The sequence below is a fragment of the Type-F symbiont of Plautia stali genome, from assembly GCF_059731105.1.
Map to the genome: position 1 here is coordinate 4011959 of NZ_AP035909.1, position 20389 is coordinate 4032347.

The 20389-nt window shown below is 53.6% G+C and carries 22 protein-coding genes; 16 read left to right on the forward strand and 6 right to left on the reverse strand.

Annotated features, from left to right (window positions below):
• Nucleotides 1-12 precede the first annotated feature (12 nt).
• Together rpmB and radC are read right to left on the reverse strand one after the other, a co-directional pair.
• Nucleotides 13-249, reverse strand: a complete 237-nt coding sequence (gene rpmB, locus AC6I7A_RS19140) for a 50S ribosomal protein L28 (RefSeq protein WP_006121249.1) — start codon at nucleotides 247-249, stop codon at nucleotides 13-15.
• 240 nt (nucleotides 250-489) lie between these two features.
• On the reverse strand, nucleotides 490-1146 hold the full coding sequence (gene radC, locus AC6I7A_RS19145) for a RadC family protein (protein ID WP_009088110.1): 657 nt from the start codon (nucleotides 1144-1146) through the stop codon (nucleotides 490-492).
• 180 nt (nucleotides 1147-1326) lie between these two features.
• Between radC and coaBC the strand changes: the two genes are divergently transcribed.
• From coaBC to slmA, 3 genes are all read left to right on the forward strand, one after another.
• The gene (gene coaBC / locus AC6I7A_RS19150; protein ID WP_058957376.1) at nucleotides 1327-2547 is read left to right on the forward strand and encodes a bifunctional phosphopantothenoylcysteine decarboxylase/phosphopantothenate--cysteine ligase CoaBC; all 1221 of its coding nucleotides are present in this window, start codon (nucleotides 1327-1329) and stop codon (nucleotides 2545-2547) included.
• Nucleotides 2525-2983: a dUTP diphosphatase gene (gene dut, locus AC6I7A_RS19155; protein WP_033736106.1), complete on the forward strand. Its 459-nt coding sequence runs from the start codon at nucleotides 2525-2527 to the stop codon at nucleotides 2981-2983. The genes coaBC and dut overlap by 23 nt, the downstream gene beginning before the upstream one ends.
• 118 nt (nucleotides 2984-3101) lie before the next feature.
• Nucleotides 3102-3698, forward strand: a complete 597-nt coding sequence (gene slmA / locus AC6I7A_RS19160) for a nucleoid occlusion factor SlmA (protein WP_009088113.1) — start codon at nucleotides 3102-3104, stop codon at nucleotides 3696-3698.
• A gap of 28 nt (nucleotides 3699-3726) precedes the next feature.
• Here slmA and pyrE read toward each other — a convergent pair whose 3' ends face one another.
• Nucleotides 3727-4368 (reverse strand): orotate phosphoribosyltransferase, encoded by a 642-nt coding sequence (gene pyrE / locus AC6I7A_RS19165; RefSeq protein ID WP_009088114.1) that lies wholly within the window; start codon nucleotides 4366-4368, stop codon nucleotides 3727-3729.
• A gap of 49 nt (nucleotides 4369-4417) precedes the next feature.
• Nucleotides 4418-5134, reverse strand: a complete 717-nt coding sequence (gene rph, locus AC6I7A_RS19170; protein ID WP_058957377.1) for a ribonuclease PH — start codon at nucleotides 5132-5134, stop codon at nucleotides 4418-4420.
• Between the two features lie 150 nt (nucleotides 5135-5284).
• Between rph and AC6I7A_RS19175 the strand changes: the two genes are divergently transcribed.
• Nucleotides 5285-6469: a NupC/NupG family nucleoside CNT transporter gene (locus AC6I7A_RS19175; protein WP_046100862.1), complete on the forward strand. Its 1185-nt coding sequence runs from the start codon at nucleotides 5285-5287 to the stop codon at nucleotides 6467-6469.
• Nucleotides 6470-6504: 35 nt separating this feature from the next.
• On the opposite strand, the gene AC6I7A_RS19180 is transcribed toward AC6I7A_RS19175, so the two are convergent.
• Nucleotides 6505-6930, reverse strand: coding sequence for a DUF3574 domain-containing protein (locus AC6I7A_RS19180; RefSeq protein WP_058957378.1), 426 nt, complete (start codon nucleotides 6928-6930; stop codon nucleotides 6505-6507).
• A gap of 157 nt (nucleotides 6931-7087) precedes the next feature.
• On the opposite strand from AC6I7A_RS19180, the gene AC6I7A_RS19185 reads away from it, so the two are divergent.
• The 9 genes from AC6I7A_RS19185 to AC6I7A_RS19225 all read left to right on the forward strand — a co-directional run bounded on the left by AC6I7A_RS19185 (nucleotide 7088) and on the right by AC6I7A_RS19225 (nucleotide 15381).
• Nucleotides 7088-7951, forward strand: coding sequence for a YicC/YloC family endoribonuclease (locus AC6I7A_RS19185; RefSeq protein ID WP_009088118.1), 864 nt, complete (start codon nucleotides 7088-7090; stop codon nucleotides 7949-7951).
• 297 nt (nucleotides 7952-8248) lie between these two features.
• A complete protein-coding gene (locus tag AC6I7A_RS19190) occupies nucleotides 8249-9064 on the forward strand; it encodes a DUF3289 family protein (RefSeq protein ID WP_058957379.1) in 816 nt (271 codons plus the stop codon).
• Complete coding sequence (locus AC6I7A_RS19195) at nucleotides 9061-9549, forward strand: DUF943 family protein (protein ID WP_497811017.1); 489 nt, start codon at nucleotides 9061-9063, stop codon at nucleotides 9547-9549. The genes AC6I7A_RS19190 and AC6I7A_RS19195 overlap by 4 nt, the downstream gene beginning before the upstream one ends.
• A gap of 404 nt (nucleotides 9550-9953) precedes the next feature.
• Nucleotides 9954-10130 carry a hypothetical protein gene (locus tag AC6I7A_RS19200; RefSeq protein ID WP_158000249.1) on the forward strand — a complete coding sequence of 59 codons (177 nt, stop codon included), beginning with the start codon at nucleotides 9954-9956 and terminating at the stop codon, nucleotides 10128-10130.
• On the forward strand, nucleotides 10108-11031 hold the full coding sequence (lpxP, locus tag AC6I7A_RS19205; protein ID WP_009088122.1) for a kdo(2)-lipid IV(A) palmitoleoyltransferase: 924 nt from the start codon (nucleotides 10108-10110) through the stop codon (nucleotides 11029-11031). Before AC6I7A_RS19200 ends, lpxP begins: the two co-directional genes overlap by 23 nt.
• A gap of 218 nt (nucleotides 11032-11249) precedes the next feature.
• Nucleotides 11250-12392, forward strand: coding sequence for an alanine racemase (locus AC6I7A_RS19210; RefSeq protein ID WP_058957380.1), 1143 nt, complete (start codon nucleotides 11250-11252; stop codon nucleotides 12390-12392).
• 135 nt (nucleotides 12393-12527) lie between these two features.
• A complete protein-coding gene (locus AC6I7A_RS19215) occupies nucleotides 12528-12923 on the forward strand; it encodes a hypothetical protein (RefSeq protein ID WP_058957381.1) in 396 nt (131 codons plus the stop codon).
• 763 nt (nucleotides 12924-13686) lie between these two features.
• Complete coding sequence (locus AC6I7A_RS19220; RefSeq protein WP_058957393.1) at nucleotides 13687-14331, forward strand: oligosaccharide flippase family protein; 645 nt, start codon at nucleotides 13687-13689, stop codon at nucleotides 14329-14331.
• A 432-nt stretch (nucleotides 14332-14763) separates the two neighbouring features.
• Nucleotides 14764-15381, forward strand: coding sequence for a trimeric intracellular cation channel family protein (locus AC6I7A_RS19225; protein ID WP_058957382.1), 618 nt, complete (start codon nucleotides 14764-14766; stop codon nucleotides 15379-15381).
• Here AC6I7A_RS19225 and ligB read toward each other — a convergent pair.
• Nucleotides 15319-17070 carry an NAD-dependent DNA ligase LigB gene (ligB, locus tag AC6I7A_RS19230; RefSeq protein WP_058957383.1) on the reverse strand — a complete coding sequence of 584 codons (1752 nt, stop codon included), beginning with the start codon at nucleotides 17068-17070 and terminating at the stop codon, nucleotides 15319-15321. The genes AC6I7A_RS19225 and ligB overlap by 63 nt on opposite strands.
• Before the next feature lie 239 nt (nucleotides 17071-17309).
• On the opposite strand from ligB, the gene gmk reads away from it, so the two are divergent.
• From gmk to spoT, 3 genes are read left to right on the forward strand one after another with little or no spacing between them, the layout of a single operon-like run.
• The gene (gene gmk, locus AC6I7A_RS19235) at nucleotides 17310-17933 is read left to right on the forward strand and encodes a guanylate kinase (RefSeq protein WP_009088132.1); all 624 of its coding nucleotides are present in this window, start codon (nucleotides 17310-17312) and stop codon (nucleotides 17931-17933) included.
• 54 nt (nucleotides 17934-17987) lie between these two features.
• Nucleotides 17988-18263, forward strand: a complete 276-nt coding sequence (gene rpoZ / locus AC6I7A_RS19240) for a DNA-directed RNA polymerase subunit omega (protein ID WP_003851346.1) — start codon at nucleotides 17988-17990, stop codon at nucleotides 18261-18263.
• 20 nt (nucleotides 18264-18283) lie between these two features.
• Nucleotides 18284-20389, forward strand: a complete 2106-nt coding sequence (gene spoT / locus AC6I7A_RS19245; RefSeq protein WP_009088134.1) for a bifunctional GTP diphosphokinase/guanosine-3',5'-bis pyrophosphate 3'-pyrophosphohydrolase — start codon at nucleotides 18284-18286, stop codon at nucleotides 20387-20389.

Genomic DNA, 20389 nt, shown 5'->3' on the forward strand with positions numbered 1-20389 from the left:
TCCTTAGTACTCTTAGTACTTCTCACCACGGGCACGCATGTCGGCTAACACCGTATCAATGCCCTTTTTATCAATAATACGCATACCTTTTACAGATACACGCAGAGTAACGAAGCGCTTCTCGCTCTCAACCCAAAAACGGTGTGAGTGCAGGTTCGGAAGGAAACGGCGTTTCGTCGCGTTCATTGCGTGGGAACGGTTGTTACCGGTCACCGGACGCTTTCCAGTTACCTGGCAGACTCGTGACATGTCTATTCTCCAAAAATCAAATCAGCTCGAGCTTTAAAAATTAGGTTTTGGCCGCCTCGTCAGGCTTGCAGCCCGCCAGGCGAGTTCCATGGAACCCGCTAAGCTGGCCTAACCGCCAAACCCGAGATTCTCAAAGGTGGCGTAGTATACGCCGCTCAGCCCAAGTGCTCAAGTCCCGAACAGATAAAGATCCCGAATGATCGGGCAAAAAGCCGCCACCTGGCGCGAATTTTCCCGCTATCAGAGCCATCCCCGCTCAGCAAAGGAGACATATTCGCCATGACCTATCACCAGATGATCGAGCAGGCGGATGTCGAGAAGCTGGCAGGCTTCGCTGACTTTATGGGTTACCTGGCGGTCAGCCCGGCTCGGTTCCGCCATGCCCGACGGATGATTATGCGCCAGAATCAGCGCGGCGGCGTTGAGCTTCAGCGCCTCCCGGACGATCTCGCGTGGGTGCACTTCCACACTGTTAATCGACCCCGAGAACATTTTTTGTGCCCGCAGCACCCGGTGCTGATTATCCAGAAAGAGCGCCATAAAGATCTCGCGCTCCTGATGGGCTAATAAACTTTGCAGATACTGGCGGGTGATCTGGGGATTTTCCATCACGCTTTCGCGCGCCAGCTTGCTGGCGAAGAAACGCTTCGCCAGTTCGGCAATCGCGTGCAGCTGGGCCAGTTTGGCATCACCAACGCCTTTTATGTTACTGAAAGCCGCCTTGCCCGATGTCATCAGCTGATAAAGCGAGCCAAACTCCTGCAGCATCTGTCCGGCCAGCTCAATGACGTTCTGCCCGGGCGAGCCGGTGCGGAGAAAAATGGCCAGCAGTTCGGTATCGCTGAGGGCATGCGCGCCCAGCTTCTGCAGTTTTTCCCGTGGTCCACTGTTTTTCATGTCTGCTCTCCCTGAGATCAACCTCAGCATGACCCAGCCATGCCCGGGGTGCCATCAGCGCAGCCACAATCTTCGAGGCGGCTCGCAAACGCAGTCCGTGAAAAGGCGCATCCGCACTTTTGTGATAAAGTCCGTGCATTCGCCGCCCCGTGCGGCAGAGAGCTTAGTGAGGCCAACATCATGATGGGATTAGCCGGCAAAAAAATTCTTCTTGGCGTAAGCGGCGGCATTGCTGCTTATAAAACTCCGGAGCTGGTACGCCGCCTGCGCGATCGCGGTGCCGATGTCCGCGTCATGATGACGCAGGGCGCGAAGGCGTTTATTACGCCGCTCAGCTTACAGGCCGTCTCCGGCTATCCGGTGTTTGACGATCTGCTCGACCCGGCGGCGGAAGCCGCGATGGGTCACATTGAGCTGGCAAAGTGGGCCGACCTGATTGTACTGGCACCGGCGACGGCTGACCTGATAGCCCGTATCACCGCCGGTATGGCAAACGATCTGGTGACCACCGCCGTGTTAGCGACCGCCTCGCCCGTGGCCGTGGTACCCGCCATGAATCAGCAGATGTATCGCGCGGCGGTGACGCAGCACAACCTGGAGCTGTTACAGGCGCGTGGCGTGCTGATCTGGGGACCGGACAGCGGCAGCCAGGCCTGCGGCGATGTCGGCCCCGGCCGGATGCTCGATCCGCTGGCGATTGTGGACCATGCGGTCACGTGGGCCACCCCCGTCAACGATCTGCAACATCTCAACATTATGATTACCGCCGGTCCGACCCGTGAGGCGCTGGACCCGGTGCGCTACATCACCAACCACAGCTCCGGAAAAATGGGGTTTGCAATTGCCGCCGCCGCCGCCCGACGCGGCGCAACGGTTACGCTGGTCAGCGGCCCGGTCACGTTGTCAGCCCCTGCCGGCGTGCGGCGCATAGATGTCACCAGCGCGCTGGAGATGCAGGCCGCCGTGATGGGTGAGATAGATAAACAACATATTTTCATTGCAAGCGCAGCCGTGGCAGACTACCGGGCAGCCGATATTGCGGCCGATAAAATCAAGAAACAGGGCGGCGATGATACCGTCACGCTGAACCTGATAAAGAATCCCGACATTGTTGCCGGCGTCGCCGCACTTCAGGAAAACCGGCCATTCGTCGTTGGATTTGCTGCTGAAACACAGAATGTGGAAGAATACGCCCGGCAAAAACGGGTGCGCAAGAATCTGGATCTGATCTGCGCTAACAACGTCGCTCAAACCGGACAGGGGTTTAATAGCGACACCAATGCTCTTCACCTTTTTTGGCAGGATGGAGAAAAGCGCTTACCGCTCAGCGATAAGTCTCTCCTTGGCCAACAATTAATAGACGAGATTGTCAGCCGTTATGATGAAAAAAATAGACGTTAAAATCCTCGATGCGCGCGTCGGCAAAGAATTTCCGCTGCCGACCTACGCTACGTCAGGTTCCGCTGGGTTAGATTTACGCGCCTGTATTGATGATGTTCTCGACATCGCACCGGGCACCACGACGCTGGTTCCGACCGGTCTGGCGATTCATATTGCCGATCCCGATCTGGCTGCGGTCATCCTGCCGCGCTCCGGCCTTGGCCATAAGCATGGCATCGTGCTGGGCAACCTGGTCGGTCTGATTGACTCCGACTATCAGGGACAGCTGATGGTTTCCGTCTGGAACCGCGGTCAGGAAAGCTTCTCACTGCAGCCTGGCGACCGCATGGCGCAACTGGTCTTCGTTCCGGTAGTGCAGGCGGAATTTAATCTGGTAGAAGAGTTTGACGCCAGCCTGCGCGGCGAAGGCGGCTTCGGCCACTCAGGCCGCCAGTAACCCGTAATACCGACTTTCACTTACGCCCGTTATTTTTCCTCATCGCCATGAGACGCGTTCTTGTGGCAGATGCGTAGGTGTTGCCTGTTTCAGGTGAATTTCAGGGGTTTTTAAGGTCATGGCAGAAAAAAAAGTCGTGAAGCGAAATCGTCGTGAAGAGATTTTGCAGGCGCTGGCGCAGATGCTGCAGTCCGGTGATGGCAGTCAGCGTATTACCACAGCCAAACTGGCAGCCAACGTGGGCGTATCCGAAGCGGCGCTCTATCGTCACTTTCCCAGCAAAACACGGATGTTCGACAGTCTGATCGAGTTTATCGAAGACAGTCTCATTACCCGCATCAATCTGATCCTCAAAGATGAAAAAGAGACCATGACGCGCCTGCGTCTGATCGTGCAATTGATTCTGGGTTTTGGTGAGCGTAATCCGGGACTGACGCGCATTCTGACCGGTCATGCGCTGATGTTTGAGCAGGACCGGCTGCAGGGACGCATCAACCAGCTGTTTGAGCGGATTGAAGTGCAGCTGCGACAGGTCATGCGTGAGCGTAAAATGCGTGAGGGTGAAGCCTTTCAGGCTGATGAAGCACTGCTGGCGAGTCAGCTGCTGGCCTTCTGTGAAGGCTTACTGTCGCGCTATGTCCGCTCGGAGTTTCGCTTCAGTCCTACCGCAGACTTCGATAGCCGCTGGCCACTTATCGCGGCCCAGCTGGTCTGAGCAAAGGCGGGCATCACGCCCGCCCGTGTTAAATCCCGTACGCCTGCTGATAGGCACGCACCTGAGCCAGGTGATCGGCCATCTCCGGCTTCTCTTCCAGCCACGTAATCAGGTCTGCCAGCGTAATAATCGCCGTCACCTTACAGCCATAATCACGTTCCACTTCCTGAATGGCTGACATGTCACCGCGGCCACGCTCCTGACGATCAAGCGAAACCAGCACGCCCGCCAGCGTAGCGTTGTGCGCGCCAATGATATCCATCGACTCACGAATCGCCGTACCTGCGGTGATCACGTCATCAACCAGCATCACTTTGCCCTGCAGCGGGCTGCCCACCAGCAGGCCGCCTTCGCCGTGATCTTTGGCTTCTTTGCGGTTGAAGCAGTAAGGCACGTCGCGGTCATGATGATCGGCCAGCGCCACCGCGGTGGTGGTCGCAATCGGAATACCTTTGTAGGCCGGGCCAAAGAGCAGATCGAAATCGACAGCGCCATCCACCAGCGCCTGCGCGTAGAAGCGTCCCAGCAGCGCTAAATCCCGTCCGCTGTTAAACAGACCGGCGTTAAAGAAATAGGGACTTTTACGTCCGGACTTCAAAGTGAACTCACCGAACTTCAGCACCTGTTTGTTCAGGGCGAATTCAATAAACTGACGCTGCCAGGCTTTCATTTCTCACTCCTCAAATAAAGAAAAGGCGACTCTGTGGTCGCCTGTTACATCAACTGTTCAGTACCGCTTTCTGCGCCTGAATTAACTCCTCAATTCCGCCGCGTGCCAGCGCCAGTAGTGCCAGCAGCTCTTCATGGCTGAACGGCTCGCCTTCGGCGGTGCCCTGAACCTCAATCATGCGGCCATCTTCCATCATCACGACGTTCATGTCGGTTTCTGCGGCTGAATCTTCCACATACTCCAGATCGCACAGCGCTTCGCCCGCCACAATCCCTACGGAAATAGCGGCGACCATGCCTTTCATCGGATTGGCTTTCAGCTTGCCGCTGGCGACCAGTTTGTTCAGCGCGTCGGCCAGCGCCACACAGGCACCGGTGATGGACGCGGTGCGGGTGCCGCCATCGGCCTGGATCACGTCACAGTCGAGTGTAATCGTGAATTCCCCCAGCGCTTTCAGATCGACGGCGGCGCGCAGTGAGCGGGCAATCAGACGCTGAATTTCCAGCGTGCGGCCACCCTGCTTGCCTTTTGCGGCCTCACGCGCCATGCGGCTGTGGGTCGAACGCGGCAGCATGCCATATTCAGCTGTTATCCAGCCCTGGCCCTGCCCTTTAAGGAAACGCGGAACCCCTTCGTCTACGGAGGCAGTGCAAAGCACTTTCGTTTCGCCGAACTCCACCAGAACGGAACCCTCTGCGTGTTTGGTGTAATTGCGGGTCAATGTGACTGGACGCACCTGCTGTGCGCGACGGCCTGCTGGACGCATGGGTTATCTCCGGCTTGCTAATGATTGGCTGCGCATTATACGGACTTCCATGCCCGCTGTCTCTTGCGCTGGTCGGGCGCAGGCTCCAGATGAAATTCCGCGCCAGCTGTGGCTAAATGCGCGTTCCTTTCACTCTGATTAAAAAGACATATGGCCGCCATTCTTCATTTCCTGCTGGCGCTGGTGGTGATTTTCGCCCTTGCGCTGCTGGTCAGTCATGACCGTAAACAGATTCGCCTGCGCTTTATTATTCAACTGATTGTGGTGGAAGCCGCGCTGGGTTGGTTCTTCCTTCACTCCGCCGGAGGGCTGGCGCTGGTCAGTTCGTTCGCCGGCTTCTTTGAGACATTGCTGGGCTTCGCTGCACAGGGCACGGAGTTCGTGTTTGGCGGCATGAGCAAACAGGGGCTGGCCTTTATTTTCCTCGGCGTGCTCTGCCCGATTGTCTTTATTTCCGCGCTGATCGGCATATTGCAGCACTGGCGTATCCTGCCGCTGCTGATCCGTATTTTCGGGACGCTGCTGTCGAAAATTAACGGCATGGGTAAGCTGGAATCGTTCAATGCCGTCAGCACGCTGATTCTCGGTCAGTCGGAAAATTTTATCGCCTACAAAGGGATCCTCGGTGATATCCCGCCGCGCCGGATGTACACCATGGCGGCGACCGCGATGTCTACCGTGTCGCTGTCGATTGTCGGCGCCTACATGTCGATGATCGAAGCAAAGTATGTGGTTGCCGCACTGCTGCTTAACATGTTCAGCACCTTTATTATCCTGTCGATCATCAACCCGATGAAACAGCAGGATGAGCAGCCTATCGCCCTGGAAAAACTGCATGAAGAGCAGAGCTTCTTCGAGATGCTCGGCGAGTACATTCTGGCGGGTTTCAAAGTGGCCATGATCATCCTGGCTATGCTGATTGGCTTTATCGCCCTGATTGCCGCCGTTAATGCGCTGTTCGCGGCGCTGTTCGGGTACAGCTTCCAGCAACTGCTCGGTTATCTGTTCTATCCGCTGGCCTGGCTGATTGGCATTCCCAAAGCCGATGCCCTGCAGGCGGCCAGCATTATGGCGACCAAGCTGGTGGCAAATGAGTTTGTGGCGATGATCGAGCTGCAGAAGGTAGCGGCAGGTATGAGCGCACGCGGACTGGGGATTCTGTCGGTCTTCCTGGTCTCCTTCGCCAACTTCGCCTCAATCGGCATCGTGGCGGGAGCGATAAAAGGCCTGAACGAGACGCAGGGTAATGTGGTGTCCCGCTTTGGCTGGAAGCTGGTTTACGGCTCTACGCTGGTCAGCCTGCTTTCTGCGGCCTTTGCCGGTCTGTTTATCTGATGATGCAGGGGCGGTGGCTCTGCCGCCCCTTCGCCCTAGAACCCGACACAGACGGGCGCATCCACCCGCATGACCGACTCCTGATGAAAGCGTTTTTTATAGAGGCTGCGTAGCGCCTCAATATCATGGTTGATGGCGGGATCGATGCCGTGGATCAGCATCAGCGCTTTACTGTTTTCTCGTGCCAGCTTCCCGTTTTCCCCCAGCCACTGACCTTTAGCGTCATAGACCGACATGCCCGCTTTGAAGCGTGGCGTGACCTCATTGTCCACGAAGTTCATCCAGTCGAGTGAGCTGACCGTACCGCCATCGGGCTTACTCAGTCCAAACCACAAGGTGGTCTGCATCATCATGTCGCCACCCGCGCAGATCGGTTGCGGTTTAGTGGGTGCCGGATGGCGAGTCTGGCAACCTGACAGCAGCAGCGCCAGCATAACGGGAAGAGCAATCACGCGAGACATCGATCAGTAATCCTCACACAGGGGGTCAGTGGTCATCATAAGTGGCTGTCACTGAAGGCGTAAAGCGTTCGTTATTGCCCTGTGAGACGCTTATGCCTGTTATGCCGTGGCTCGCCTCGCTATACTTCACCCATCTTTCCGTAAAAGAGTGCCACTTATGATCCGCAGTATGACCGCTTATGCCCGCAGCGAAGCCAAAGGCGAATGGGGCAGCGCCGCCTGGGAGCTGCGTTCCGTGAACCAGCGTTATCTGGAAACCTACATCCGCCTGCCGGAACAGTTTCGCGGGCTGGAGCCGGTTATCCGCGAGCGCATTCGCCAGCGTCTGACGCGCGGGAAAATCGAGTGCAATCTGCGTTATGACGCCGATCCCAGCGCACAGGGCGAGCTGATGCTGAACGAAACGCTGGCAAAACAGCTGGTTCAGGCCGCTAACTGGGTCAAAATGCAGAGCGATGAAGGTGCGATTAATCCGCTGGATATTCTGCGCTGGCCTGGCGTGATGTCTGCCCAGGAGCAGGATCTGGATGCCATCAACACGCAGTTATTGCAGGCGCTGGACAATGCGCTGGATAACTTCGTTGCAGCTCGCGAAAGCGAAGGCACCGCGCTGAAAGCGATGATTGAACAGCGTCTGGAAGGCGTTTCACAGGAAGTCAGTAAGGTTCGCGCACAGATGCCTGAAGTGATCAAATGGCAGCGCGAGCGCCTCGTCGCTAAGCTGGAAGATGCGGAAGTCCAGCTGGAAAATAATCGCCTTGAGCAGGAGCTGGTGATGATGGCGCAGCGTGTTGACGTCGCTGAAGAGCTGGATCGTCTGGATGCGCACGTTAAAGAGACTTACAACATCCTGAAAAAGAAAGAGGCCGTGGGCCGTCGTCTCGATTTCATGATGCAGGAGTTTAATCGCGAATCAAACACGCTGGCGTCAAAATCGATTAACGCCGATATCACCGCTTCAGCCATTGAGCTGAAAGTGCTGATCGAGCAGATGCGTGAGCAGATTCAGAATATCGAGTAATTTCCACTCCCATCCATGAATATCCATAAGTCCATGTTAAATGGGCTTTTAAATAGGTCCTGAGTTCCGGTTAATTCAGCAGGAAAAACCGAATCAAAATGAAAAGTGAGACACACACCACTTCACTTTCTCAATTATGCCGTTTAACATTGCAGGGATCGGTTCTATCTTTAGAGTGGTAGCTTTATGAACTGAACTGTAATAAACAAGGGTTCAGTTTTTACAGATGTAGCGATTCTGAAAGTTTTAATTATATTAAAATAGAGTACGAAATATTGATATCACAAGGAGGTTATCATGTCAGTATTAACGTTGCCTGCTACGATCTATCAAACAAAGCATAAGTTTAACGATTATAGTACTGATGATATGAAGTGTGGTGATCTTACTGAGAAGCAACTCAGAGGCGATTTGGGTCTGGATGATGTTTCTGAAGTGGTTGATCCCTGGACTGGAAAAGAAGTATCAATCTTCAACTCATTCCGGGATACCCGTCAAAAATCCAGAGCAGAGATGGCTGAACTTCTTTTCAATGAGTTTCTTCGTGTTTCTATGCCTGCATATTATCTTGGACAGCATCAAATATTCAACAATCTCGTAAAGCATCTTTATCACGGCAATGGAAAAAGCTATTCCAGCCCCTTTCTGGATAGGGCATATGAGAGTTTAATATTGAATGGTAAATCCTCTGCATCTTCACCTCTTTCAATTATCCAGGCAATCCTGGATAAGTTTGCCAATGATTCAAAAAATGGCTTATCTGATGATGCTAAAAATGCATTAACTGTGGGAATAAGTAAATCAAGACTTCCCAGATTCAACAGATGGGCTGATAGCTTTAATGGTTTAGGCATGTCAATACATGATATATATGCTACGAATATACAACTCACACAACTGGATATAACTGATAGTGGTTATGTAGCTAAAGTAACTTTTACAGGACAAGATCATTTTGGTCTCGACAAAACAGATATCACAAGTATGAAGTTTCATTATATAAGAGCATTTCGTATCTGGTTTGTACTTCAACGATGGGAAAAGTTCGCCTACAAACCCTTTTTTACAAATATGAAAGCAGTATTAGAAATTAGTGGCCGGAGGAATCGATGAGAACCAGAAAAATTTTAATCTCCATATTTTTATTAATCTTACTTTCTTTTTTTTACTTAATGTTTTTTAACTCTCCTAAAATTATCGCTATTCACGGCTCGGGTGTTAACAGAGAACTGTTAGCTGAAAACATCCCTTTCACTGATAGTAATAAAATAAAATGGTGGGATAACAATGGTGTTAAAACCATCTCTTCGCCTGAAACTTACAATGTTTCAATCTGGAACTTTAACGGTAAGTATCAAAAGCTTGCCCCTAAGAACTCTGGCTTATTTCCAGATCATGATATTGATTACTTGTTTTGCTTCGATGACATGAAGACAAAAGAAAATTGTATAGACAAATCAAACTGGCTCATGGACATTACTAAAACTAAGGATGGCTACACTTACTATCGTTTTGATGGTGAATCTTACTATCGAAAACCTTCTGGTGAACTCATCAAGGGTGAACGATTTACGACCACCATTAGAGCCTTAAGATGACCAGATAGTCACTGCAAAAAATGGAGGGGTTAATTGAGGAGTGAAACTTTAACTATCCATATAAATCAAATTAAGTAATTGAAAATTAATGATATTTAAATATTAATCAACGTTCAGATTCTTAATGTCACGTAAGCCTTTATTCGATGGAAAGTGAGTAAGCGTCAGCGATGGCAGCTTACTCACTTTTTGTACAGGGTGGGCTGAGATGTAGTGGCATACAGAAGGATCGTGCTGCTTAAGTGCCGCGGGATTTCGTAAAGATAGATAAATAATCATTTCCGGACTGTTCCTGAACGGTCGTTTGTCACGTTTTCCCTTTCAGGGGCATGCCTCCTAATGCACTGAATTAAAAATACTTTTTCACAAAAAACCCGTCTGAACACCCTCAATGCGCTCGTTCCATGAAACTGGTCAATCCTGTGGAGTCAGTAGTTTCCCTTTCTTTGAAGGCACTTTTTGATAAAGTGCTGGTCGAAATCAGTACAGCTGTAGCGCCTGGAGACTTTATGGAAGTGTTCTTTATGCGATGCATCCATTTATCTCATGAAGGTTTTAATGAAAAACACCGGAAAATTTAGCAGCTCGCTGCTGCATCCGCGTTATTGGTTTACCTGGTTTGGTCTTAGTGTGCTGTGGCTCATCGTCCAGCTTCCCTACCCTCTTCTTATGCGTCTGGGTGCCGGTGCAGGCAAGATCTCCCGTCATTTCCTGCAGCGTCGCGAGCGCATCACTCGCCGGAATATTGAACTCTGCTTTCCGGGCATCAGTGAAGAAAAAACAGAGGCGATGATCGCCGGCAATTTTGCCTCACTGGGCATGGCACTGGCAGAAACCGGTATCGCATGGTTCTGGTCCGATCGCGCCGTAAGGCGTCTGTTTAATGTCACCGGGATGGCAAATCTTCATGCGGCGCAGAACGAAAAGCGTGGTGTGATGCTGATTGGCGTGCACTTTATGTCGCTGGAACTGGGCGGTCGCATCAGCGGTCTCTGCCAGCCGATGATGGCGATGTATCGCCCGCATAACAATCAGGCAATGGAGTATGTACAGACCCGGGGTCGGATGCGCTCAAACAAAGCGATGATCGACCGTCGCGACCTGCGCGGTATGGTGCATGCGCTGAAACAGGGTGAATCAGTCTGGTTCGCACCGGACCAGGATTACGGCCCTAAAGGCAGCACCTTTGCGCCACTGTTTGCGGTAGAAAAAGCCGCCACCACCAATGGGACATTTGTCCTGTCGCGTCTGGCGAAGCCCGCGATGGTGCCGATTATGCTGATCCGTAATCCCGATAATTATGGCTACCACCTGATCATTGAACCGATGCTGGAAAACTACCCGCATACGGATGAGGCAGCGGCCGCGGCTTATATGAATAAAGTCATTGAGAATCAGATCCTGCGAGCGCCCGAGCAGTATCTCTGGCTGCATCGTCGCTTCAAAACCCGGCCACCGGGCGAAGCATCGCTCTACGTCTGAATTAACGGATAAAGCAGGCCACGCGCCTGCTTTATTTTTTCAGCTTCTCCTTCCTGCAGTCTGGCGTTCGCGCCTTCTTCCGGTTCCCTGTCGGGCTTTGCTTAACCTGTTCCTGTCATTTCTGTTGTCCGGCCTCACGCGGCGAGTGGGCAGACTGGTATCAGATCGTTAATTCAGCAATCATAAACACCCTTATTACCTCAAGGCCGGACCTTCATATGGATATCAACGATAAACAGCAGTGGCAGCGTCCGCTGATTGATGACCGCCTCACCCCCTATATTGAAGTGGATGCAGCGCGACTGGAGCAGAACCTGCAGCAAATGCAGCAAAAAGCACAGGCGGCCGGCATTGCGCTTCGCCCTCATATCAAAACGCATAAAAGCGTCTGGATTGCTCAGCAGCAGCTTGCGCTCGGCGCACAGGGCGTCACCGTTTCTAAACCCAGCGAAGGCATCACCTTCATTCAGGGTGGCATTCGCAATCTGCTGTTAGCCTATCCGGTGGTACAACCACAGAGCGTGGCAGAATTACTGCGTCTCGCCGTGCAGCACCAGGCGAAAGTCACACTGATTGCGGACAGACTACAGGGTGTGGAGGCGATAGCTGCGGCCTGGCAGCAGCAACCGCAATGCGAACTGGCGGTGGCGATTAAAGTTGATGTCGGTTTACACCGGATTGGCGTTAATCCTGAGAGCGATGAAGCTGTGGAGATAGCGCAGGCGTTGCAGGACAAAGGGTTACGTTTTGCCGGACTGGTGTCGCATGCCGGTCACGCTTATGGTGCCGGTGATGCCACGGCCATTGCTGAGATTGCCCGACAGGAAATGGCCCTGATGCAGCGACTGCAGTTAAAGTTGCAGGCTGCCGGGTTTAATGACTGCCCTGTTTCTGTCGGCTCAACCCCGACCGCACTGGCGGCAGATATTGCGCCCGGCACCAGGGAAATCCGGCCCGGCAATTATGCCCTGCTGGACCTGACCGCCTGCCGTCTCGGTTTAAGCTGCGTCGATCAGCTGGCAATGAGCGTGATTACCCGTGTGGTCGCGGTGAACGATCACTTTGTGATTGTGGATGCAGGATCAAAAATGCTGAGTTCGGATAAAGGGCCGCACGGCACCAATGCCAGCGGCTTTGGCATTGCCGTGGATGAAGCAGGTCAGACCTATGAGGTTACGAAACTATCGGAAGAACATGGGTTCCTGCTTTATCAGCATCATCGCCCTGAAGTCGGCACGCTGCTGCGCATTTTCCCCAATCACAGTTGCGCCGTAATGGCCCAGTCAGATGGCTTTGTTCTGCGTCACGCCACCGGCCAGAGTGAAGAGCAGGCGGTGTCTGCGCGCGGTAACTTCATCTGAATCCGTTGCAGACAGCACCTTACGCTGTCTGCGCCCTGTACGAAACCCTGCCAGCACCACACTTCTGTCGTTACAACGTTTTAACATACCGGTGGCCGTGCTTTAATGCTTTTTTGCTTCTCCCCCGGAGGTTATATGCTCTCCTCGCGCACGCTGAGCCTGACGATTCCGCGCCACTGGTTAGATCTCTATGAAACCATCTGGAAGCCCGAATTTTTTCCTAAGTGGGCTTCCGGCCTGACGCACAGCGCGTTAGAACCTGATGGCAATCGCTGGCGTGCTAAAGGCCCGCAGGGAAATGTGAAGCTCCGTTTCTCGCCCCATAATCCGTTTGGTGTGATGGATCACTGGATTGATAGCGGCTCTGGCAGAGAGATTTACGTGCCTATGCGCGTGATAGCGAATGAACAGGGCGCCGAAGTGATGGTGACAGTCTATCGCCAGCCATTTACCTCTGATGAGAAATTTAAGCAGCATATTGAATGGGTTAGCAACGATCTGGAAAAACTTAATCATTTGCTGACTCAGTAAATCAATAACTTAGCGCGATTTCTTTCTGTAGTTATGGCTGGCCGGTAATGAAAAAAAAACAGAAAAATTTGCGCGAATAAAGCATAAAGCACTTATCTGATTGATGACCGCGCCTTCACCATTAGTAACAACCCTGCTTAAGCTTCCCTTCCAGGAAAATTCCTGGGAAAACCCTGTCAGAAGCAGGGATTCCCCGGGATTTCAGGGCTTTTAATGTCTCCTGCATGTTTTGATTGTTTCCTGCACACATTAATCCTTAATCGGCGTTTATTATGCCACCACTGAGGATTTAATATTTATCATGCACAAAGTGAAACCATTTATTTCTGCGGCCCCGTTATCAGACTTTTCTTATGGTGTTAAATTAAATAAAACAATGTATAAATCATTTCACACACAGCAATACCCATAATGATAAAGCAGTAAAAAGTCATGGACCGCTCAGCGAATCTTTAAATGAAAGCGTTGAGTTTGCCGCAAGGATGCTGGCAGGGGAATATAAAACAACAACAGGATTTATTCGTGATCTGGCGGAATTCTTTGTGACAGCAGGGAATTCCGCCATGACACGAAACAGGGACTTTACCAGGGATACTTTCCAGGATTATTTAAAGCAGCACATAATAACAGGGCAAGCCTGATAAATTTTTCCAGGACTCCGCTCAGAAAGAATTGCACTCATTAACGGTGTCACAGCAATCATCTCTTGCCGTTGCACAAAGACAACATTCTCACAGAGTCGCCGGACTCTAACGAGTATATTATGGCAATACGCGAAAGCAGTCTTAATAGCGCAAAATGGTCTCTGCTCTCTTCCATTAAAATTATTGGCATCGGCGTTCTGCAGCTTTCGTTGCTGGCGCAGATTCTGCAGGCAAACGAACTTAACCTGCTGGCGATCGCCGTGATTGCTCTGCTGGCTATCGATACGCTGGCCGATCGGGGCTTCTCAAACTCACTGATCCGTTGCTGCATGCTCTCGATCAATGATCTGTCCATCCTTTACTGGGGGAATGTCCTGGTGGGTGTGGCAATATTTGGCCTGCTTTTTTCTGGCAGCCATCTGCTCAGTAACCTGTTTGATCAGCCCGAGCTGGCATTAATGCTACAGATGGTCTCCGTGGTCTTTATTATTATTCCACAGGGCCAGCATTATCGTGCGATATTACAGCGCGAAAAACAGTACACCCGTATCGCCTTTGCGGAAACATCGTCAGTACTGGCCGGACTGGGCGTGACCTTATTTACCGTCTGGCTGACACCTTCCGTATTATGTGCAATCTGGGGTTATCTGGCGATGGCGTCTATTCGCATGCTGATTTACTGCTACTACGGTCGTTCATGGTTCCAGCCAGAATATCGTTTTAGTCTGAATGCCTTTGCTAAAATTCGTGCAAGAAACAAATAATATAATAAGTCTGTAAGGTGGGCTCTGAGCATCCGAAACGATGCGTTGGCGTGCTGTTAACCAGCACGCCTTTCTTTTTTATTGCGCCGGATATCTTTTCCCTCTGACCGGTTATTTCCTCTATCCTCACCTCTGCTTATTCTTTCCTGTCCGGATGAATCTCCACCGGGTAGCGAAAAAGCCTTTGCGGTCACGACGTCCCCCGTTCTGCGTAAGCGCAATCCGGACAGAAACCTGCCCCGGATCTCTGCGCCTTCATCTCAGATTTTCTCATGCGTTCAGCTCAGTCCGCTCGTCAGAGAGCCTTTATATGCTGACGCCATCGCTGGCTGGTATAAACTGCGCTCATACCGGACGCCGCTCGCCAGAAAATCTCAGTCGCTGGCGCTAAGGTAATGCCGTAGCCTTGTCGCCGTCTCACTGGAGCCTGCTATGTTACTGACTGTTCTCTACATCATTGGTATTACCGCCGAAGCCATGACCGGCGCGCTGGCGGCCGGTCGCCGCAAAATGGATCTGTTCGGCGTCATTATTATCGCCTCGGTGACCGCCATTGGCGGCGGGTCGGTGCGCGATATTCTGCTCGGTCACTATCCGCTGGGCTGGGTGAAGCACCCTGAATACATCATGATCGTTGCGGCAGCAGCGGTGGTGACGACATTCGTGGCTCCCCTGATGACGCACCTGCGCAAAGTGTTTCTGGTGCTGGATGCGCTGGGCCTGGTGGTCTTCTCCATCATTGGCGCACAGGTTGCGCTGGATTCCGGACATGCCATGATTATTGCCGCCATCAGCGCGGTGATTACGGGTGTCTTCGGCGGCGTATTGCGCGACATGTTCTGCAATCGCATTCCGCTGGTGTTTCAGAAAGAGCTCTACGCCGGTATCGCCTTCGCCTCGGGCTGGATGTATATCCTGCTGCTGAAAACAACCCTGGCGCATGAAGCCGTCATCATCATTACTCTGCTGTTCGGATTCCTTGCGCGCTTACTGGCGCTGCGCTTCCGTCTCGGTTTGCCCATTTTCAACTATCCCCATCCCGAGCATTGAGGAAGCGGGGATGTTCTGCTGCTGCAGGAACGCGATCACGGCCTGCAGCCGGGCATCATGAAACTGCGCAACGAGGCGCCGGGCCAGTGCTGCGCCCACACCTGGCAGGGTCTGCCAGGCCATCACATCCCGCTGCGTTAAGCTTTCCCACTGCCTGTCGGGCAGCGTGTTCAGCGCCTTGCGTGGTAGCGAAACGCCTGACGCCGCCACCCAGCGGCGAAGGGGCTGCTGGCGGGTGAGATTAAAGCGGTGCCAGATCGCCATTGCCCGTTCCGGAGAGAGGCCTGTTGCGGCGGCGATCTGTTCCGGTGTTAACGTCAGCCAGCCAAAGAGGTGCGTCATTGCGCCGCTTTCCAGTAAGCGCAGCCAGGTGCTGCGCTCTACGCCCGGAATATTCAGCACCGCTTTCTGGCTGAGCCAGCGTAATTTTGCCAGCAGCTGTTTCTGACATGCGGCACTGAAGGTGAAACAGCTCAGCGGCGTATAGCGCGCCGCATCGGGAGGCTGAGGGTAGTGCCTTTCTGCCACGCGCCAGATCACCCGCTCCAGCCGGGGAATACCCTGGCCCGCCAGGCTCAGCGTAATCAGATCGCCTGCAACGATGTCCATCTCCTGCCAGCGACGCAGCGATCCGACGCTGACCCGTCTGACGGTCTTATCATCCAGCTGAACCGGCTGCAGATTGAGAACCGCCGCGATTTTCCCGGTCCGGCCGATGGAGAAATCGACCGAAAGCACTTCCGCGCTCACTTCAGGAGGATCATATTTCCAGGCAACGGCCCAGCTCCCCTCGCCCGGCAGCCAGTTTTTACCCGCAGGTCGCCGGGCCTGATGTACCACCACACCGTCAGTCACAAAAGGCAGCGCAGCATAGAACCAGCGCGTTCGCCAGGCGGCGACATCCTCTTCGTCGTTTACCCGGTGACTCCATTTTTCCGCCACACCCAGTCCCCAGCGGCTGAGTTGCTGCAGGCGTTCCGTCATTGCGGCGGGACCATCGGGCCAGGCCCAGATAAAGATATTGAGCGACTGCCGCAGCGGAGCCCGCGTTTTGCTCATCATGGCACCCGCCACCTGAGCGCGCGCATTCCTGCCGCCATCCGTTGCCTGCTGATGACCGGTCATCGACAGGAAGAGCTCACCCTGCAGCACCACCTCGTCAAGGCGGGTGTCGATATGCTGTGGGATCGCCGGAATCTCAGCGGCTTTACTCAGCCACTCTTCACCGCGTAAGCCATCGCCGCGACTCAACAGGGAAACCAGCCGGCCCTGGCGATAAACCAGCGAAACAGCAATGCCATCGACTTTCGGCTGTACCCAGAGATCGTGCCGTCCCTGCATCCAGTAGGCCAGAGCCAGCTTGTCCCGCAGCTTTTTCACGCCGGTATGCGCAACCGGATGCAGATGTTCTCCCTTGTTCGGCAGTTGCGGTGTATAAGCAGGCAGCGAAGGACTGAAGCAATGCTGCCAGTGATTCAGGCGCTGCTGCAGCGCATCGTAATCGCTGTCCGCCACCGGGCTCTGCCCCTGCTGATAGTAGGCCTCGTCCCAGTGTTGCAGCTGCTGCTGCAGGCGAGCGATCTCTTTCTCCGCCCGGATGGGGGTCCAGACAGGACACAGGGCGCTGTGCGCCGGACAGAGGACGAACCCCAGCGCCACCCCAAACAGCCTCCAGCCAACTCCTTTCATCTTCTCTCTCCTGAGGTTTTGTGGCATTCAACCTCAGGCCATCAGCAGCAGCCAGCGGCAATGTACAAAGATGGAAGAGAGGCTGTCGTCATCTGCCCGCTATTGCAGCGGCACGACAGGTCATTGCGTCAGGATGCGCAAAAACTGGCGATTGCCGCTGCGCAAACGCTGCGTGGCAACCGGAAGCTGTGTATACTGTGCAGGAAATCGACTCCGCTTTTAATCAATTCAAAAAAACCATGGCTCAAGGCACGCTCTATATTGTTTCTGCTCCCAGCGGCGCAGGTAAATCCAGCCTGATTCAGGCACTGTTAAAGACCCAGCCGTTGTATGACACGCAGGTCTCTGTTTCGCACACGACGCGCGGTATGCGTCCGGGTGAAACCCATGGCGAACACTACTTCTTTGTTGAAAAACATGAATTTGAGCGGATGATTGAGGAAGAAGCTTTTCTCGAACACGCCAAAGTTTTCGACAATTACTACGGCACCTCACGTCAGGCAATTGAGCAGGTGCTGGCGACCGGCGTGGATGTTTTTCTCGATATCGACTGGCAGGGCGCGCAGCAGATTCGCGCGAAAATGCCCGGCGCACGCAGCATCTTCGTTTTGCCGCCGTCGAAAGAAGAGCTCGATCGCCGTCTGCGCGGTCGTGGCCAGGACAGCGAAGAGGTCATCACGCGCCGCATGGCGCAGGCCGTCGCGGAAATGAGCCACTACGCCGAATATGACTATTTAATTGTGAATGATGATTTCGATCTGGCGCTGTCCGATCTGAAAACCATCATTCGCGCAGAACGTCTGCGCATGGCACGTCAGAAGGCGCGTCACGATGCTTTAATCAGCAAACTGTTGGCAGTCTGAATACAGTTTCAGTATGATGCGCAGTCATTTCTTCATCTGTGGAGTAGCACACCTATGGCACGCGTAACCGTTCAGGACGCAGTAGAAAAAGTTGGTAATCGTTTTGACCTGGTGTTGGTCGCTGCACGTCGTGCACGTCAGATGCAGGTTGGCGGTAAAGATCCGCTGGTTCCGGAAGAGAACGACAAACCTACCGTTATCGCTCTGCGCGAAATCGAAGAAGGTCTGGTCACCAATCAGATTTTAGATGTGCGTGATCGTCAGGAACAGCAAGAGCAGGAAGCCGCTGAGTTACAGGCCGTTACCGCTATCGCTGAAGGTCGTCGTTAACAGCCACCTGCAGGTCGCCCTTGTATCTGTTTGAGAGCCTCAATCAACTGATTGAAAAATACTTGCCAGAGGAGCAGATCAAGCGCCTCCAGCAAGCCTACCTTGTCGCACGTGATGCCCACGAGGGACAGACACGCTCCAGCGGTGAGCCTTATATCACCCATCCGGTTGCCGTGGCCTGTATTCTGGCGGAAATGAAGCTCGACCATGAGACCCTCATGGCCGCGCTGCTGCATGACGTCATCGAAGATACGCCTGCCACTTACCAGGACATGGAACAGCTGTTCGGTAAAAGCGTGGCGGAACTGGTCGAAGGCGTTTCCAAGCTGGATAAGCTGAAATTCCGCGACAAGAAAGAGGCGCAGGCAGAGAACTTCCGCAAGATGATTATGGCGATGGTGCAGGATATCCGCGTCATTCTCATCAAGCTGGCTGACCGCACCCACAATATGCGCACCCTGGGGTCATTACGCCCGGACAAACGTCGCCGCATCGCGCTGGAGACGTTAGAGATTTACAGTCCGCTGGCGCACCGCCTGGGTATTCACCATCTGAAAACGGAGCTGGAAGAGCTCGGTTTTGAGGCCCTCTATCCGAACCGCTATCGGGTGATTAAAGAGGTGGTGAAAGCCGCGCGCGGTAACCGTAAAGAGATGATCCAGAAGATTCTTTCTGAGATTGATGGCCGTTTACAGGAAGCGGGCATCCCCTGCCGCGTCAGCGGCCGTGAAAAGCATCTTTACTCGATCTACCGCAAAATGACGCTGAAAGAGCAGCGTTTTCACTCGATTATGGATATCTACGCCTTTCGCGTCATCGTGAAAGACCTGGATACCTGCTATCGCGTTCTGGGCCAGATGCACAGCCTCTATAAGCCGCGTCCGGGTCGCGTGAAAGATTACATCGCCATCCCCAAAGCTAACGGCTATCAGTCGCTCCATACCTCCATGATTGGCCCGCACGGCGTGCCGGTTGAAGTGCAGATTCGCACCGAGGATATGGATCAGATGGCGGAGATGGGGGTTGCTGCGCACTGGGCCTACAAACAGGCGGGCGAAAGTGGCACCACCGCACAGATTCGCGCCCAGCGCTGGCTGCAAAGCCTGCTGGAGCTGCAACAGAGTGCGGGCAGCTCATTTGAATTTATTGAGAGCGTGAAGTCCGATCTCTTTCCTGACGAGATCTACGTCTTTACGCCTGAAGGCCGCATTGTGGAACTGCCCACCGGCGCGACGCCGGTGGACTTCGCCTATGCGGTTCATACCGATATTGGTCATGCCTGCGTCGGCGCGCGCGTCGATCGCCAGCCTTATCCGCTGTCGCAGCCGCTGACCAGCGGGCAGACGATTGAGATCATTACCGCTCCAGGCGCCCGGCCTAACGCCGCCTGGCTTAACTTCGTCGTCAGCTCCAAAGCCCGTGCCAAAATCCGTCAGCTGCTGAAGAATCTTAAGCGCGAAGACTCGGTCAATCTGGGCCGCCGTCTGCTCAGCCATGCGCTGGGCGGCAGCCGTAAACTGGCTGAAATCCCGGCTGAGAATATCCGCCAGGAGCTGGATCGCATGAAGCTGACCTCGCTCGACGATCTGCTGGCCGAGATCGGTCTGGGCAACGCGATGAGCGTGGTGGTGGCGAAGAACCTGCTGCAGGCTGACAACAAAACGATCAGCAACAGCAAACGCGGTAAGCTGCCGATCAAGGGCGCTGATGGCGTATTGATTACCTTCGCCAAATGCTGCCGCCCTATTCCTGGTGACCCGATTGTGGCCCACGTCAGCCCCGGAAAAGGGCTGGTGGTGCATCACGAATCCTGCCGGAATATTCGCGGCTATCAGAAAGAGCCTGAAAAATTCATGCCGGTCGAGTGGGACAAAGTCACCGAGCAGGAGTTCGTGGCGGAGATCAAGGTCGACATGTTTAACCATCAGGGCGCGCTGGCTAACCTGACGGCGGCGATTAATACCGCCGGCTCGAATATTCAGAGCCTGAATACCGAAGAGCGCGATGGCCGCGTTTACAGCGCCTTTATCCGCCTGACCGCCCGTGACCGCGTCCATCTGGCCAACATTATGCGGAAAATCCGCGTGATGCCGGATGTGATTAAAGTCCACCGTAACCGTAATTAG